Here is a 15668-nt window from a genome sequence, read left to right as displayed (position 1 = left end):
AATTCCTTCCTGGATCAGAAATGACGGTCGGCGCGCGGCGCCGCGTCGGGAGCCTTGGACGTCGCGATTTCGCCCGTCTCCATCAGCTGTTTGAAACGTCGCAGCTCGCGCCGGGCCTGCACCCGGGGCTCGCGCTGCATCACCTTGGCGACCAATTTGCCGACGGCGCCCGCCGGCGGGTCGTAGCTGATCAGGACACGCACCTCGGTTCCGCGGCCGAAGGCGTTGTCGCGAAACTCGATCCAGCCTTGGTGATCGACGTCGCTGTCTTCTGTGGAGCGCCAGGCGATGTACTCGCCGGGACGATCTTCGATGATCTCGCTGACAAGCTCGATCTCCGCACCGGCCGGGCCGGCGACGCTCCAGCTCGATCGGAGGTCGTCCAGAAGATCCACCGACCTCACATTCTCCATGAAACTGGGCAGGTTTCGGAAGTCGCGCCAGTAGTCATAAAGCCGTTGACGAGGCTGGTTGATCATGACGGCCCGGATGCTGGTGGAGTCGTAGGCGCCCTTCACATAGTCGTCGTCGTGGAAGGCGGGTGACTGGACGTCGGCGTCTGTCGAAAGAGGGGCGGACATCGTTGATGCCTCCTTGATGTTGGACGGTCGGGATCAGGCGGCTCGAGACTGGGGCGCGCCAGCGTAGCGTTCGAACTCTTCGGCGTAACGCGAGGCCAGACGGACCTGGTGGTCACCCTTGGCCCTCAGCGTCAGGAACCAATCGCTTTCTTCTTCGAACATGTGGGTGAGAACGGCGCCTTCGATTTGGACCCACTTGTCCAGCCAGGCGGGCTTTGAGGGTGCGATATTTTCAAGCTCCGCCATCTGAGCCTTGGTGGTCGTCTGCTCGAGATAGGCGTGGGCCGCGTGCATCTTTTCGCCGGCCTGACCGAGGGCGGGATAGAGGACCAGCTCCTCGGCCAGCGCATGGCCGTTGAGCACGACCGCGAGCGCATCGCGAGCGGCGTTTCTTTCTGCGGCGGTCCTGGCAGTCCGGCCGCAGGCGAAGGCGGCGCGGATGGCGTCGTGATGATCGAGCACCAGCGAAAGCCAATCTCCCGCCTGGGAGGCGGCGCGGGCCTTTTCCGTCGCCGCCTTGCGCGTCTCGTCGTCAGGCTGCGGGGTGAGGGCGGCGAGCGCCTTGTCGATGAGGGACATCAAACCTCCCGTGAAAGAGGGTTCAAGAGCCGTTGGGAGTTGTCCGTTCCGCCTGTCCAATAACGGGCACAACAGGTGTCCAGCTCGACAGTAAAACGATCCAAGGTCCGAAAACCGACCTTTGGAACAGCACTCGGAATGGCCCGGTTAGCTCGGGTTCAACCAAGGAGCCAACCATGTTCATGCATAACAAGCGCCTGATGTATACGGTCAGGGTAGCCGAACCGAACCCGGGTCTCGCTACCCTGATGCTTGAGCAATTCGGAGGGCCGCAGGGCGAGCTCGCCGCCGCCATGCGCTACTTCACACAGGCTTTGGCGGATGAAGATCCGGGCCGCAAAGACATGCTGCTCGACATCGCCACGGAAGAGTTAAGCCACCTCGAAGTCATCGGCTCGATCGTGTCCATGCTGAACCGGGGCGTGAAAGGCCAGATGGCTGAAGCCGCGATGGAGGAGGCGGATCTTTACGCCTCGCTGAACAGCGGCGGTGAAAGTCATACGACGTCCATTCTCTATGGCGGCGCGCCGGCCCTCATCAACTCCGCCGGTGTCCCGTGGACCGCCGCCTACATCGACTCGATCGGCGATCCCGCCTGCGACCTACGCTCCAACATCGCCGCCGAGTCCCGAGCCAAGATCGTCTATGAACGCCTGATCAACTGCACGGACGATCCCGGCGTGAAGGACGCCTTGAACTTCCTGATGACGCGCGAAGTTGCGCATCAGAAGTCCTTCGAAAAGGCCCTCTACGCCATGGAGCCCCACTTCCCGGCGGGGAAGCTGGTCGGCCTGCCCGCCTTCGCTGACAAATACTACGACATGTCTCAAGGAGGGGGCGATGCCCGCGGTCCCTGGAATGAGGGTGAGCAGTGGGAGTTCATCGACGACCGTGAACAGCAGGGCGCCGTGGACGGCGGCGACGGCTCCGCCAGCGTCTCACTGGGCGAACTGGACGCCGCCGCTGTCCAAGCCTTCGCGGCCCGGACAGCCTCTGACCCCCAACGCAATCCTGTGACCGGCGCTGATCTAGGGGCGGGACCTGGGGCAGGGACCACGACCGAGCTGATCGAGGACGAGGGCGTCAGTTAACCCATGTAAGTGCGCGAGGCCCGGAAAGTCGCAGGATGCGGCTATGCTCGATCCTGCGACACCGTCCGGCGAGACCTCGCCATGTCTAGAGCCGCGCGAGGAAATTCTTTCGTTGTGGCGGGCGTTCGATACGCTCTCCTTCGAAAGTCGCAGTCGTGCGCTACGCCTTGGAGAGATCATCCCCGTCGTGTCGGGCGGACCCTATCGTCCGGATGGCGAGATCGCTGTCGTTCTCGAGGGTTGTATTCTTCTCGATGACGGGAAACGAGGAACCCATTGCGGCGTCGCTGCGGCGGGCGATCTGATCGACATCGCAGGGGGAAGCCAAGGGCTTTGGCTGTCGAACGGCTTGGTGTACCGGGCGCCCGTGGCGGCCTTCTGCCGGGAAGCGGGTGAGGAAGGCGTTCAATTTCTGCTTGCAGGCGGCCTCAAGCGACTGAAGTCGATGGAGGCGCGGTTGAGGTGCGCCATGTCGCATGGGGCGGTCTCTCGCGTCGCCAGCTTTCTTCTGGATATTCATCGCGCTACCGGTGGCCTTGAGATCGCGCTGTCACAATCGAATATCGGAGCGTTGCTGAGCCTGCGCCGATCCAGCATCAATCAGGCGTGTCAGAGCCTTCGCGCCGCCGGCGCCCTACGCACCGTGCGGGGACGAATTCTTTTGAAGGATGAGGCCGTTCTCGCGAGCCTGGCCTGCTGTCACTATCGTCCGCGGTCTCCAGCGTTCGCCGAAGCCATCGCGGCCGAGGCGGCCTAGATCAGGCCGTCACCGGTCTCGGACCGGTGCGCCGAATACATAGATGCCGGCATGGACGAGCTTTGCGATCAAGTCGGGCGAGAGGAGCGACGGGGCTGAATCGACGTCGGCGATCCACCGACCATCGCACCACAGGGCGACAGCCTGACCCATCGCTTTTGCGCGCTGAGACGCCTGGGCCATGGCGTCAGGCATGTCGTTTGAGATCAGGGTCTCAGGCTCTCCGCCATCACGGTAGCGGATCTGATAGCGCAGAACGGGAGGATGGACGGTCATGCCACCCAGGCCTCCAGCACCTCTCGGCATTCGGCAGTTTCGACCTGTAGACTGAAGCGGTCGCTGTAGAGCGCCAAAAGGTGGTCGTGAGGCTGATCAGCCGAACTGCAGACCCCGTCGCTGACCACCACGATACGATAGCCCAGATCGATGGCTCCGAGCACGGTCGAGAGAACGCAAACGTCAGTTTCCGCGCCCGTTACGACGAGCGTATCGACACCCTGATCTTTGAACGCCTTGTGGAGGTGTGTGCCTGACCAGGCGGAATAGACCGTTTTGTCAATGATCTGCGCAGGCGGCGCGAACCGCTGAAGCGGAAGCGCCAGATCCAACATCGCCGGATCGAGAGCGTTCTTCGTCATGGTCGACCAACGCCGCCAATAGTCGCGCCAGGCGCCCCCCGCCTCATCGGGCGTTGCGGCGGGGATGAATCGGGTGAACCACAGCCTTTCAGGCCTTGCAGAACATAGCGCCTCGATGGCCGGAAGGGTTTTGGCTGCCCAAGGCGTATGCCATTCGGTCCCTTCCACGAACATGCGTTGCATGTCGATGCAAAGGTGCGCCGTTGTTTCCGGAATGCGCGTCTTCAGGCCGTGTGTCACGGCCTGAGCCCCGGCGTCTCTTCACCGCAGTGGTGTTCGCTCTCGCCAAGCTCGACTTCGGTCCGGGAGAAGACCTCCTCCTGTCCCGCGTCGAGTATTTCGTCCTCGGGGCCGCCTAGACCGCCCTGCGCCAAGCCGCGCGTATCATCAATCTTGTCCCTGTGTGGCGTATGTCGGGTCATGTCGCCTTCTCGCCGGATCAAAAGACAACCAATCCTGGTGCGTCCGCTGAGTTTCATAGGTCCGATTTTGGACAGGCTTCTAGCCTGTCGAGAGTACCCCCGACGGCGCGTCGGACAGCCCTTTACATGGGTTAGTGCAGGCATGCCGGGTTTGGGGGAACGCGGGGCATGGATGAGGACCTGCCGCCCCCAATCGATTCGCCATCCGATGCGCCGGGCCGGCTGGGAGAATTCGTCGCGCTGTCGTCTCGCGAGCGTTCGGCGCTGGCCGGGCTTCTCGAGCCGGTCCAGCATTGGCCTCGCCACCACGTATTACGTCATGAGGCGGCTGTACCATCTCATCTCTATCTGCTGACCAAGGGCTGGGTCGCATCGTCCATCGCGCTTGCATCGGGCAAGCAGCAGATTGTGAAGGTCCATCTTCCGGGCGATCTCCTGGGAGCGCCCAGCCTGTGCCTGACGACAACGGTCGACTGCCTGACCGCCATGACGCCCATCGCTGTGCACGCGATATCGAGGTCCAGGCTGATAGCGACATTTGAGGCCTATCCGCGGATTGCGCTTTCGCTCTTTCTGAGCGCGCAGAAAGAGCGTGTCGCGTTGATGGAAAGTCTGGCCGTGGTTGGTCAGGCGCCCGCACACGTTCGCATCGCCGCCACGCTGACCAATCTGTTCGATCGATTGTCCGAACGCGGCGATGCGCCGGGCGGCATGTTCCATATGCCTTTGACCCAGCGCGATCTCGGCGACCTGATCGGGATCACGCCGGTGCATGTGAACAGAACCCTTCGCGAGATGGATCGCCTGAATCTGATCAAACGGTCCGACCAGACGATTTCCCTGCTCGATGTTGATCGGCTTCGCCGTATCGCTGGGCTGCCCATCAGGCGCTATGTGTCCGGTCCCAACCGGATCGCGAGCGTCTGACGCCGCAGGCGCGGAGATGGAGGCGCAGCGGCCGCGCGCTAATGAGCTTCGGATAGATTTAGGCCGTCCGCCGTCTCGCGATCGGCGCGCCGCTTGAGGACCTAGACAGCTTCAGATCGAGATAGGAGGCGTCGAAGGCGACGCGCTCGGTCAGCGCCGTCCAGTCGTCGATCGACACCTGACCATTCCGCCATCGCACCAGGCCCGTGTCGCGAAGGACCTTGAGCGAGCGGTTCACGTGGACGCTCGACATCCCCAGCATGTCCGCTAGGTCCGATTGGGTCAGAGGGCATTCGAAGGTGTGGTCTTGGGCGAGGGCTACGGCTTCCAGACGGAGGTAGAGTTCACAGATCAACTGGCCCAGTCGTGTCCCTGCGTCTCTGCGTCCCAGCGCCACCAGCCACTGCCGGTGGATGGCCGCATCTATCAGCGTTTCAAGCCAAAGCGCTCGCGCAAGGCGAGGGGCGTGTTCCGTCACGCGCCTCAAGTCGGCGTGCTGGACAACCGCAACGGTGACGTCAGACAAGGCTACAAGGCTGTGATCCATCGTTTTCAGAAGAAAGCCATGCAGATCGATGAAGTCCCCGGGAACGCTAATCGCTGTGATCTGACGACCGCCGTCCGCCAGGGTCGAGACTCGGCCGACAAATCCCGAGAGCAGCAGCGTACTGAACGTGGGTCGATTGCCCTCTTCCACCAAGGCTTCGCCGGCTGCTGCGCGACGGCGCCCACTTAGGAGGCCTCCAAGCCGTCCGCGATCGTCGTTCGAGAGGTCGCCGAGGCGATGAAGCTTGGCATCGATGAGCGATTCCACGGACGTCATCCTTGCGAACAGAGGCGTCGGGACGCTGCGGCCCTTGTCACAGGATCAACGCGACGTAGCCGAGGACCGGCTCGCATGAGGGTCATCCGTCCTTGGCGCCGAATTCGACGAATGCGGCGCGTATCGTCTGTTCCTCGTCATCGGTTTCTGCAGACACGACGACTTTGACACGGCCGGCGATCGGCACGTCCGACCGAGAGTCGACGCTGGGGCTGTCGCCTTCGACGTCTCCGCCCGAAGGCCTGTCTCCAACCGTGTTCGCCTCGCCTTCAGGAGCGACCTGAATGGCGTCTCGTTCCATGCCATGGGTTTGGACAAGCCGTTCGACCACGAGCTCGGCGTCTCTACGTGTTGCGAATGTGGAGGCGACAAGGTTGGTCATGGTTGGGTCCTCTTAGTTCGTCCACTGAACGCGCTGCGTAGTTTATCGCTCCAAAGCTGACTGCTCTCCGCAGCCCTCGCGCGATTGCATCGGATCATCTCGACCAAATGCTCTTGGTTCTGCTGGCTTCAAAAGCCGAACGCTTCCCATCTGCTTGAGACCATTATCGCACACAGGAACGAATAGCCGCGGCATAGCTTTGACCTTCAGGCTTTACGCCATGGACCGATCCGAGGGGGGTCGGGTTGTCGATCACGGCGGTATGGATGCGCATCGGCGTCATCGCACATCTCAAATATCCGATCGCAGAACCCTTCGCCGGCGGGCTGGAGATGCATACCCATCTGCTCTGTCGCCAACTGCGGCTGAACGGTCATGACGTCACGCTGTTTGCAGCGACCCTGTCCGACCCCGCGCTCGGTCTGGAGGCGATCTGCGAGCAGACGGAAATCGCCAAGGTCGGGACGGCGGAGGCGGGCGACGTCGCCTTCTTCCGAGAGCATCACGCCTATCTGTCATTGATGAGCCGGCTTCGACGCAGTGCGTTCGATGTCATCCACAACAACAGCCTGCACTATCTGCCGGTCTCGATGGCCGAGACCTTGCCGATGCCGATGGTCACCACGCTCCACACGCCGCCATTTTGCTGGCTGGAAAGCGGTATCCGCGAAGCGAGCGCGCCGTTTGCGCGGTTTGTCGGCGTTTCCGAGGCGATGCGCGAACAATGGACCCGAGTGCGGCCGATCGATCAGGTCATTCTGAACGGGATCGACCTGGAGCGCTTTCCGTGGCGTGCGCGTCACGACGACCCTGGGCATTTGATCTGGTATGGGCGGATTGTGCCCGAGAAGGGTCTGCATCTGGCGCTGGACGCGGCGGCATTGGCGGGTGTCGCCCTGCGGTTCGCGGGCCCAATCCTGGATCAAGCCTATTTCGATGCTGAGATCGCTCCGAGGTTGACGCGCGAAACTACCTATCTCGGCCACCTCGATCACGAAACGCTGTCGAAGGAGATCGGGCAGGCGGCCGCCTTTGTCTGCACGCCGCGCTGGGACGAACCCTACGGGTTGGTGGTGGCCGAAGCGCTGGCGTGCGGCACGCCCGTCGCTGCCTTCGCGCGCGGCGCCATTCCCGAGATTCTGACTCCCGACTGTGGCGCCTTGGCCCGTCCGGACGATGTGCAGGATCTGGCGCGCGCGATCGCCCGGGCGGTCGGCCTGTCTCGGTCAGCCTGCCGCGCGCGCGCCGAGGCGGCCTGCGATGTGCGCCGGATGATCACCGCCTATGAAAAACTCTATGGCGAGATGATTCAGGCGGCTGCGGCAGGGCAGATGCAGGCCAATGACGCGCTGGAAGATCGGCTGATCGCATGACAGGCGAACCTGCCTTCTGCGTTTGCGTGCCCGTGCGGAATGAGGAACGGCGTCTTCCCGTGCTTCTGGCCGCTCTGGCCGCACAGGATCTTCCGGGCAGAATTTCGGTCGCGCTCTGCATCAATAACTCCACGGACAGTTCGCTCCCTCAGGCCCAGGCCGCGGCCTATCGGTGGAAGGATCGACTCGACATCGTCGTCGATCTGCAGACCTTTCCAGAGCATCGCGCCCATGCCGGCGCGGCGCGGCGTGCGGCCATGTCCGTCGGTCTCAAGCATCTCGGAGATCGATCCGATGGCCTTCTGATCTCGACGGACGCCGACACGCGGCCGCCGTCGAACTGGCTGTCCGTCAATCTCGCAGCCATCGCGGATGGAGCCGATCTGGTGGGTGGACGGCTGGTGCTGGATGACGCGGAACCGATCTCGGCGGATGTCGCGGCTTTGCGTCGACTATGGGACGCCTACTGGCGCGAGGTTCGCGCGATCGAGGACGAAATCGACCCTTCGCCGCATGATCCGGCGCCTCGCCATGGCGATCACACCGGGGCCAGCCTCGCCATCACGGCGGCGGCCTACCTGTCAGCCGGCGGCGTGCCGGAACAGCCGACGGGCGAGGATCGGGCGCTTGTGATCGCCGCTCAAGCGCAGGGGGCCAGGCTTGTGCATCCCTTGGCGGTGTGGACCCGAGTGTCGGCACGCACGACGGGCCGCGCCGCCGGGGGGATGGCGGAGGCTATGACCCGCTTGTTCGATCAGGCGCGGAACGGCGGTCCGATCATGGCGCCGGACTTTTCGCATTGGCGACAGCGGGCGAGGTGGCGCCAGGATCAGCGTCACGACGCGGCGAGCGCCAGGCGGCTGTCGGCATTGGAAACCCAGCTGCCCGCCATGCCGCTCGACATGGATTTACGAGAATGGGCCAACGACGTTGCGAGAGCCGCAGCGTGAGGGCTCCGATCGGATACTATGTCCATCACCAGGGCGACGGCCACCGCCAGCGTGCGCTGGAAATCGCCGCCGCTGCGCCCGAGCGATTTGTCCTGCTTGGAACGGGACTAAAAGGGCGAACCGAAGACATCGCCTGCGTGGATCTGGAAGATGACAGGCCCCACGAGGGAGACCGCTTCTCCGGCCGTGACGAGGCGCCTGTCCGGCCCGAGGCGCTGCATTACGCCCCTTATCACCATGCGGGCGTCCGGGCGCGAACCGCCCGGTTCGCCCAGTGGATCAGCGACGCCAAGCCGGCCTTGATGGTGATCGATGTGTCGGTCGAGATGGCGATGCTGGCCCGGCTGTGTGCGACGCCTGTGGTCTATGTCCGTCTCGCGGGGGATCGATCGGACCCGGCGCATCTGGACGCCTTCCGCGGCGCAGAAGCCTTGCTTGCGCCCTTCCATGAGCGGCTGGATGGACCGGTGGCGAGAGAGGTGCGCGACAAAACGCATTACTTCGCCTCCCGGCGCTATTCGGGACCGAAACGTGGAGCAGGCATCCTGGTCGTTCATGGTCGGGGTGGCGATCCGTTGGATGGCGCCAAGCTGGCGGCGGCTGCAGAAGCGACGCCCGATCAAGTGTGGACCGGTGTCGGGCCGATCGAGCCTCCGCCGGTCATGCCGCCGAACCTGAAGCTGGCAGGCTGGATCGACGCCATCGGCGATGAGATCGACAAGGCGGAGATCGTCGTCGGAGGCGCGGGAGACGGCCTGCTGAACGCGGTGATTTCGGCCGACAAGCCCTTTGTCTGTCTTCCCGAGCCTCGCGCCTACAACGAGCAGATCGCGAAGGCCGAACGGTTAGCGGTGCTTGGCGCCTCGATCGTCCTGGCGCAGTGGCCGCAGGCGCAGCAATGGCCGAGCATCCTTAGGTCAGCACTCTCACTGTCGCCCGCTGATCGGCAGCAGATCAGCGGGCAGGGACTCGGCGCCGCCGGACTCTGGCTTGTCGATCTCGCATCAGAGCTTGAGGCACGCCGATGACAGCCCTGGAAACAACGCCGACCGCGTCATCGCCTCTTGAACTTGAGGTTAGATTGGCGGCGCTGGGTGCGCGCTACGACGCCGCGCCGAGATATCCCGCCGACAGTCTGACGCTGCTCGCCTCGGAGGGTTGGGGTAGGCGGTTCGCTCCGGTCCAAAGCGGTGGAACGGCCTATCACGATCCAATCCAAAAGGCCTTGGCCTTGATGGGCGCTCTACGAAGCGTGGGGCGGTCGGATCTCAGCGTCGGCCGATTATTCGAAGGACACGTCAACGCCCTGGCGCTGTTCGACTGGTACGCGGACCCGGCCCAGAAGGCTTGGCTGGGCAAGGTCCTTGCGCAGGGCGGCTGGTTCGGCGTGTGGGCGACGGAGCCGCCGCCCGGCGTTCGTCTGGTCGGCGACCGGCTGCAGGGCGCCAAGATGTTTGCGACCGGCGCAGGCGGCCTGGAATATGCCATCATCACCGCCCAGCCGGAACAGGGCGAACGCCAGCTGATCGTCGTGCCGGCGAACGACCCGGAGAGGGCTGATCTGAGCGGGTGGCGCGTCCGCGGCATGCGCGCGACGACCAGCGGGCGCTATGAGGTGACCGGGTTGATGGTCAATGCCGATCAGCGGCTCGGATGTCCCGGAGACTATGATCGCGAACCGCGTTTCACGGCCGGGGCGTGGCGGTTTACGGCGGTGCAGTTGGGCGGCGTCGAAGGCCTGGTCATGGCGATGCGCGACGCACTGTCCGACGCCGCCCGCGCCGATCCCATCCAGCGCGCGCGCTTCGCCGATGCGGTCGTTGCGACGCGGACGGCCTGGCTTTGGGTCCGCGAAGCCGCGATCCGCGCGGCGTCCGAAGCGCCGGACGCCGGGGATTTCGCCCGCGCCACGCGCGGCGTCGTCGAACGCAGCGCCCTGGATGTAATGGAGTTGGCGGCGCGGGCGGTCGGGACGCGCAGCGCCTTCGACGGCGAGCGCATCGACAAGATCACCCGTGATCTCAGCCTCTATCTTCGGCAGGCCGGACCCGACTATGCGAAGGACCAGGCGGCCAAGACCTGGCTGGATCGCGATCTCTGGGGCGAGGGCGACGCCCTATGGTGAGCGAGAAAACCGGCCGGCTGGCGACCCTGGCGCTGGAGCGTTCGCCCTGGCGATCAGCGCGGTGGCTGGTCATCGCCCCGCATGCCGACGACGAGACGCTGGGCGCCGGCGCCTTGATCCATCAGGCGGCCGAGGCTGGGCGGTTGGCGGGCGTCGTGATCCTCACCGACGGTGCGGGTTCGCACGATCATCCGGATTTGGCGTCCCGTGCGAGGCTTGTCCGGACCCGACGCCTGGAGGCAGGGCGCGCCGTTCGACGGCTGGCGGGAGATGCGGCTGCGCCGCCGGTGTTTCTGGATTGGCCCGATGCCCAGCCCGCTTTTCCTGGCAGCATGGCGTTCGAGGCGACCGCGCGTCGTCTCGCGGCTTTGTGCCGCGAGCGGGGCGTCGATGCGATCGCCGTGACGGGTCCCGACGATCCCCATTGCGACCATCAGGCGGCGGCACAGCTTGCCCGCCGCGCAGCCGGTATGGCCCGTCGGCCGGTCGCCGTATTCGATTATGTCGTGTGGGGGGCGGCTCCGCCCAGGTCTAAACTGCGGATCACGACGCGACCTCTAAGGGCCGGCCTGAGGGCCTATGCCTTGTCTGCCTACCAAAGCCAGTTGACGCCGATGTTCGGACCGGGGTTTCGGCTCGAGAAGGAGAGGGGGCTGCGGGCCGCCTCGGACACCCTGTATCGGCGCGACGCCTATGGCTGAACGCTCGCTTACCGCCGCCTATTTCGAAGGCATCTTCGCCGGGGACGCCGATCCGTGGGGCCTGGCCTCCAGCCCCTATGAGGCCGCCAAGTTCGATCGCACCATCGCCGCCCTGTCGACGCGGCGAGCGGCTTTTGCGCTCGAGGTCGGTTGTGCGGGCGGCGTCCTGACCGAGCGGTTGAGCGCGGTCTGCGATCGTCTGTTGGCGATCGACGTCAGCCCGACCGCCTTGGAGCGGGCGCGTCAGCGTCTGTCGGGGCGGCGGAAAGTCCGGTTTGCGGCCGCGGCCTTCCCTCGGGACTGTCCGGTTCAGGACGGGCTGGATCTCGTCGTCCTGTCCGAGGTGGCCTATTATTGGAGCGACGCTGATCTGGACCTTGCGGCGCAACGCATCGCCGACGGTTTGGTCGAGGGGGGACGCGTCCTTCTGGTGCACTGGACCGGCGAGACCGACTATCCTCAGACCGCTGACGGCGCCGTGGGACGCCTCTGGCTCGGATTATCGGACCTCATGCAAGTAGATCTCGCCGAGCGGCATCCGAACTATCGGCTGGATTTGTGGAGCCGCCGATGACCTCACTGTCCGCTCTGACGCTGGTTCGCAACCGGCAGGCGCATCTGGACCGATTGGTCGAGGGACTGATGCTCAGCGCCTCGCCGCCCGACGAACTGATCGTCATCGACATGAGCGATACGCCCGTGACGCTGCCGCCGGTGGGTTTCCCGGTCCGCGTCGAACGTCTGGCGGGCGACGCCCTGCCTCTGGCCGCCGCCCGAAATCTGGCGGCCGCCTTGGCGTCGGGTGATAGCCTGCTGTTTCTCGACGTGGACTGCATCGTGTCGTCGTCAGTTTGCGGCCGTATGCAGGCCCTGCTCACCGAGCATGACGCCGTCGTCTGTCCAGAGGTGCTCTATCTACCCGCCGGAGCCGTCCGGCCGGGCCCCCTGTCGGAAACCGATCTGAGAGCGGCCGGCCGGCCCCATCCCGTGCGCCCCTTTCCGCAGGAAGGCGAAAGCCGGGAGCGCAATCCCGGCCTGTTTTGGTCTCTGGCTTTCGCGGTCCGTCGCTCGACCTTCCATCGGCTTGGCGGGTTCGACGAGACCTATGTCGGCTACGGCGCCGAAGACACGGACCTGGGCTTTCGCATTGCGCGAGCGGGCCTGCCGCTGCTCTTCGCCGGCGGCGCGCCCGTCCTCCACCAACATCATGACGGCTATGATCCGCCCCTGCAGCATTTCCGCGCCCTGATCGCCAACGCCAAACGCTTCCACGCCGTCTGGTCGATCTGGCCGATGGACGGTTGGCTGAGGGCGATGGCGGATCTCGGACTGGTCGACTGGTCGTCGGATGATTTGATCATCCGCCGCGACCCAACGCCGGCCGAAATTGCCGCCGCACGAAAAGATCCTGCAAATCCCTTTTAGGATTGCCGTCGTTCAAAGCGCAGGCTCGCCGTACGTATGAAACTAAACGACCCGACGCAGTTCAATGTCCGTCTTCTCTAATGAGGAAGCGATCTTGATCAGGCGACCCACGCATCGGACCGTTACTGCGAAGTTGGCTGGGTCGCTGAGCTCGTGGCTTTGATCGAAACGTGCGCTTCAATGCCGTCAGTCTTGCCGCTCAAACCCGGTACCTCATCGAGCTGGCGAAGGCTGGTGAAACGACCTCTTTCCTCACGATAGCGAACGATTTCGAACCCGTGGCCGCGCAACATCTCAATCCCGTCCAAAGTATCGGCGCTGGCGATGTTCAGGTCGATCATCTCTCGTCTCCCTCAGGTCTGCCCGCCGGCCGGTGTCCGAGGGCGAAGTCGATGGCTTCGATATCGACCTTCAGCTTCACCAGATCACGGACGCGCTCGTGGTCGCCGGACGTCGCGGCGGCCACGGCGGTCGACCACACTTCGGTTGTCAGCTGCTCGCGGATGGCCAGAAGCTGTGCGGCCACGGCATCGTTGTCTCGGGTCATCGACACTATTTCAGGTCGGCGATCGCCTCGCCGGCCTCTTCTTCCTCGAGAAGAGCGGCGTTGTCGGCGTTTGCCGACAGGCGCACCCGATTGCCTTCAACCTCGGCGACCAGACCGCCCGAGAGGTAGTGGTGGTGACCACTATGCGATCCGCTGTCGGCCTTGGTGAGCTTGATGCGATCGCCTTCGACCTTATCGACGGTGCCGAGATGGACGCCGTCGGCGCCGGTCACTTCCATATGCTCTTTGATGTTCGAGAGGTCGGTCATGGTGGGTCTCCGTTTGCCTACGCCATCAACGAGGCGCGACACGCGGCGTTCCAGAGACGAAAGCGTCGTAGCGGGTAATGCGGCTGCGATAAGGGCGTCTGCGCTGGGCGTTGGGCGCTGGCGACAGGCTCACCGATAAGACCGGCGGCTCGCCCGCACCATTTCCTCGACCCAGTTGATCAACAGGGTGGCGTAAAGGCGCTGATGGGCGGGATCGCGCATCGCATGGGTCGCCTCGGCGATGATCCTGTGGCTGAACGAGTTCGCGTCCTTGAAGGCGGCCTGATAGGAGGCGATGACTTCTGGCGGAATGCGATCGTCCTTGCCCGACTGCACGATGAGGACGTCGCCCTCGAACGCGGCGCAGGCCGAGAGCGCCTTGTCTTCCCGCGGCGTTCGCAGTTGCTGTCGATAGGCGCGCACCGCGTCCTTATCGAGCTTGGCCTTGGGGACCTCCCAGTGCGCGTCCGGATAAAGGGCCGGGACACGCAGCGCCAACCAGCGCACGTCACGGATGCTCGTCAGCAGAGCCGACAGATAGCCTCCGTAGCTCGTGCCGATCACGCCGATCGCACCGGGATCGATCAGGGGCTGGGACGCCAAGTAGTCATAGGCCGCAGTCACGTCGTCGAACCCGTTCTGCCGGGTGACCTCGTCTCGGCTCGCATCGCTCTCGGCATGGCCTCGAAGGTCGAAGGTGAAACAGATGCAGCCCAGTCGAGCGAGATCCTCGGCCAGGCCAAGATCCTCTTCCTGATCGCCGCCCCAGCCGTGGACAAACAGAAATCCCGGCACGGGGGCTTCCGGCGTCAGAAGCGTGCCGGTCAGCTTCTGTCCGTCGACAGACAGTCGGACTTGCCCTTCCTCGACGGTGTCAGGTTCAGTCACGCTGTCCTCGTCACATATTTCGTCATCGGCCCGACCTTGGGGTCCTCACCCCGGAAATAGACGACATCCTCCGGTCCGACATCGGCGAGGCCATACACCTCGACCGTGGCGGTTTCGACGGAAGTCAGCGCCGGCGACGCCGCGAAGGCCTCGAGGGCGGCGATTTCCGCGCCCGTCGCGCCGCCGACCCGCCACGACTGCTCCAGAACGCCTACTCGCCTTCGCCCTCGCGCATCCTTGCCGGCGAGGACATCGTAGTTCCGGCGGGTCAGAACCAAGTCCGGATAGGCGCGCTGGGCGGCGTCGTCGAACACGGCGGCGCAACGCACCGCTTCCACCGCCTCGGGGGTCAGTCCGAGGTGAGTCAATCGATCAAGATCGCCCCTGACGCACCGCAGTCGTGAACCGCCGTACACCTCGCGTCCCTTGTGATCCGTCGTTTCCCGCTGATCGCCGACATAGCTGATGCGCAGTCCGCCGACCGACAGGGTTCCAACGCTGTAGGTTTCCACGCCGAGCAGGTTTTCCTCAAGGACGACGCCGAAGGCGGCGATTTGCGCTTCGTCCTGATCGGCGATGACGGCGACGAGCGCCTCAGGCGTTTCGACGACCGTCTGGCCCAGCCCTGCCTTGGCCAGAACATCCTTGACGCGGACAGGCCCGGTCTCGAGGAGGCGCCGACCAGCTTCGATCGCGTCGGCGACGGAGAAGGCGGTGTAGCCTTCCAGAGCCGCATCGCCAAGACGGTCGGCCATGGTGTTGGACCAGCCGGCCGGGCAGGTCGCGGACCGATCGATCAGGCCGTGGGTGATCGCCTTGGTGGCGATGAAGCGGTGTGGAACGCGGCCGCCTAACAGATTGCCAGCGGTGAAGACCGTGCGCGAGGTCATGTCTTCACCGATCAGGGTGTCGCGAGGCACCAGCAAGACATCGGGTCCGACGTCTTCCGCGTCTTCAACCACGTCAATGATCGGGAGCCGCAGAAGGCGCGCCAGGCGAGACACCAACATCGCTCTGGACGCCTGATCGTGCAGATTGCCCGGATTGTGCCCGTCCGGATCGAACAGCGCGATGCCAGCAAGGGCGGCCGCGTTGGTGAACGAAGGCATCGGGGCGACGCCCAATGGATTGACGATGGTCATGGCGATCAACGCTCCCTGCAGAGGGTCAACCCCAAGAGCGAGCAACGG

At 64.5% G+C, this 15668-nt stretch carries 21 protein-coding genes; 10 read left to right on the top strand and 11 right to left on the bottom strand.

Translation table 11 applies throughout. The annotated features are described in order from the left end of the window. Positions 1-14: 14 nt before the first annotated feature. Complete coding sequence (locus tag ASF31_RS05355) at positions 15-581, bottom strand: SRPBCC family protein (RefSeq protein ID WP_055753680.1); 567 nt, start codon at positions 579-581, stop codon at positions 15-17. A 33-nt stretch (positions 582-614) separates the two neighbouring features. After that, complete coding sequence (locus ASF31_RS05350; protein ID WP_055753679.1) at positions 615-1160, bottom strand: hemerythrin domain-containing protein; 546 nt, start codon at positions 1158-1160, stop codon at positions 615-617. Positions 1161-1336: 176 nt separating this feature from the next. Between ASF31_RS05350 and ASF31_RS05345 the strand changes: the two genes are divergently transcribed. Together ASF31_RS05345 and ASF31_RS05340 are read left to right on the top strand one after the other, a co-directional pair. After that, positions 1337-2251 carry a manganese catalase family protein gene (locus ASF31_RS05345; RefSeq protein ID WP_055753678.1) on the top strand — a complete coding sequence of 305 codons (915 nt, stop codon included), beginning with the start codon at positions 1337-1339 and terminating at the stop codon, positions 2249-2251. 43 nt (positions 2252-2294) lie between these two features. Further along, positions 2295-3008, top strand: a complete 714-nt coding sequence (locus ASF31_RS05340) for a Crp/Fnr family transcriptional regulator (RefSeq protein WP_055753677.1) — start codon at positions 2295-2297, stop codon at positions 3006-3008. Positions 3009-3017: 9 nt separating this feature from the next. Here the strand turns inward: ASF31_RS05340 and ASF31_RS05335 are convergent, their stop codons facing one another. Beyond that, positions 3018-3284, bottom strand: a complete 267-nt coding sequence (locus ASF31_RS05335) for a hypothetical protein (RefSeq protein ID WP_055753676.1) — start codon at positions 3282-3284, stop codon at positions 3018-3020. Then, positions 3281-3886, bottom strand: coding sequence for a cysteine hydrolase family protein (locus ASF31_RS05330; RefSeq protein WP_055753675.1), 606 nt, complete (start codon positions 3884-3886; stop codon positions 3281-3283). Before ASF31_RS05330 ends, ASF31_RS05335 begins: the two co-directional genes overlap by 4 nt. Positions 3887-4236: 350 nt before the next feature. Between ASF31_RS05330 and ASF31_RS05320 the strand changes: the two genes are divergently transcribed. Then, on the top strand, positions 4237-4995 hold the full coding sequence (locus ASF31_RS05320) for a Crp/Fnr family transcriptional regulator (protein WP_055753673.1): 759 nt from the start codon (positions 4237-4239) through the stop codon (positions 4993-4995). A gap of 58 nt (positions 4996-5053) precedes the next feature. On the opposite strand, the gene ASF31_RS05315 is transcribed toward ASF31_RS05320, so the two are convergent. Both ASF31_RS05315 and ASF31_RS05310 read right to left on the bottom strand, forming a co-directional pair. After that, entirely contained in the window at positions 5054-5809 is a 756-nt protein-coding gene (locus ASF31_RS05315; protein ID WP_162233938.1) for a Crp/Fnr family transcriptional regulator, read from the bottom strand. Positions 5810-5900: 91 nt separating this feature from the next. Further along, positions 5901-6200, bottom strand: coding sequence for a hypothetical protein (locus ASF31_RS05310; RefSeq protein ID WP_066551468.1), 300 nt, complete (start codon positions 6198-6200; stop codon positions 5901-5903). Positions 6201-6466: 266 nt separating this feature from the next. Between ASF31_RS05310 and ASF31_RS05305 the strand changes: the two genes are divergently transcribed. From ASF31_RS05305 to ASF31_RS05275, 7 genes are read left to right on the top strand one after another with little or no spacing between them, the layout of a single operon-like run. Continuing rightward, positions 6467-7573 (top strand): glycosyltransferase, encoded by a 1107-nt coding sequence (locus tag ASF31_RS05305; protein WP_055753670.1) that lies wholly within the window; start codon positions 6467-6469, stop codon positions 7571-7573. Then, a complete protein-coding gene (locus tag ASF31_RS05300) occupies positions 7570-8523 on the top strand; it encodes a glycosyltransferase (RefSeq protein WP_055753669.1) in 954 nt (317 codons plus the stop codon). Before ASF31_RS05305 ends, ASF31_RS05300 begins: the two co-directional genes overlap by 4 nt. Further along, positions 8520-9551, top strand: coding sequence for a glycosyltransferase (locus tag ASF31_RS05295; protein ID WP_200918568.1), 1032 nt, complete (start codon positions 8520-8522; stop codon positions 9549-9551). The genes ASF31_RS05300 and ASF31_RS05295 overlap by 4 nt, the downstream gene beginning before the upstream one ends. Further along, positions 9548-10648, top strand: coding sequence for an acyl-CoA dehydrogenase family protein (locus ASF31_RS05290; protein WP_055753667.1), 1101 nt, complete (start codon positions 9548-9550; stop codon positions 10646-10648). The genes ASF31_RS05295 and ASF31_RS05290 overlap by 4 nt, the downstream gene beginning before the upstream one ends. Then, entirely contained in the window at positions 10642-11349 is a 708-nt protein-coding gene (locus ASF31_RS05285) for a PIG-L deacetylase family protein (protein ID WP_082465026.1), read from the top strand. Before ASF31_RS05290 ends, ASF31_RS05285 begins: the two co-directional genes overlap by 7 nt. After that, positions 11342-11923 carry a class I SAM-dependent methyltransferase gene (locus ASF31_RS05280; RefSeq protein ID WP_055753666.1) on the top strand — a complete coding sequence of 194 codons (582 nt, stop codon included), beginning with the start codon at positions 11342-11344 and terminating at the stop codon, positions 11921-11923. The genes ASF31_RS05285 and ASF31_RS05280 overlap by 8 nt, the downstream gene beginning before the upstream one ends. Further along, the gene (locus ASF31_RS05275) at positions 11920-12774 is read left to right on the top strand and encodes a glycosyltransferase family 2 protein (protein WP_055753827.1); all 855 of its coding nucleotides are present in this window, start codon (positions 11920-11922) and stop codon (positions 12772-12774) included. Before ASF31_RS05280 ends, ASF31_RS05275 begins: the two co-directional genes overlap by 4 nt. A 122-nt stretch (positions 12775-12896) precedes the next feature. On the opposite strand, the gene ASF31_RS05270 is transcribed toward ASF31_RS05275, so the two are convergent. The 5 genes from ASF31_RS05270 to ASF31_RS05250 form a co-directional block, all read right to left on the bottom strand. Then, positions 12897-13115 carry a helix-hairpin-helix domain-containing protein gene (locus ASF31_RS05270; protein WP_055753665.1) on the bottom strand — a complete coding sequence of 73 codons (219 nt, stop codon included), beginning with the start codon at positions 13113-13115 and terminating at the stop codon, positions 12897-12899. Continuing rightward, positions 13112-13321 carry a hypothetical protein gene (locus tag ASF31_RS05265; RefSeq protein ID WP_156355879.1) on the bottom strand — a complete coding sequence of 70 codons (210 nt, stop codon included), beginning with the start codon at positions 13319-13321 and terminating at the stop codon, positions 13112-13114. The genes ASF31_RS05270 and ASF31_RS05265 overlap by 4 nt, the downstream gene beginning before the upstream one ends. Positions 13322-13326: 5 nt before the next feature. After that, complete coding sequence (locus ASF31_RS05260) at positions 13327-13590, bottom strand: DUF2171 domain-containing protein (RefSeq protein WP_055753663.1); 264 nt, start codon at positions 13588-13590, stop codon at positions 13327-13329. A 129-nt stretch (positions 13591-13719) separates the two neighbouring features. Continuing rightward, positions 13720-14478: a S9 family peptidase gene (locus ASF31_RS05255; RefSeq protein WP_055753662.1), complete on the bottom strand. Its 759-nt coding sequence runs from the start codon at positions 14476-14478 to the stop codon at positions 13720-13722. Continuing rightward, complete coding sequence (locus ASF31_RS05250; RefSeq protein WP_156355877.1) at positions 14475-15620, bottom strand: DUF3182 family protein; 1146 nt, start codon at positions 15618-15620, stop codon at positions 14475-14477. The genes ASF31_RS05255 and ASF31_RS05250 overlap by 4 nt, the downstream gene beginning before the upstream one ends. Positions 15621-15668: the final 48 nt, after the last annotated feature.

Origin of the sequence: Brevundimonas sp. Leaf280 (genome assembly GCF_001422455.1) — a bacterium.
Lineage (GTDB): Bacteria > Pseudomonadota > Alphaproteobacteria > Caulobacterales > Caulobacteraceae > Brevundimonas.
This window is presented reverse-complemented; position numbering and strand designations above follow the sequence as displayed.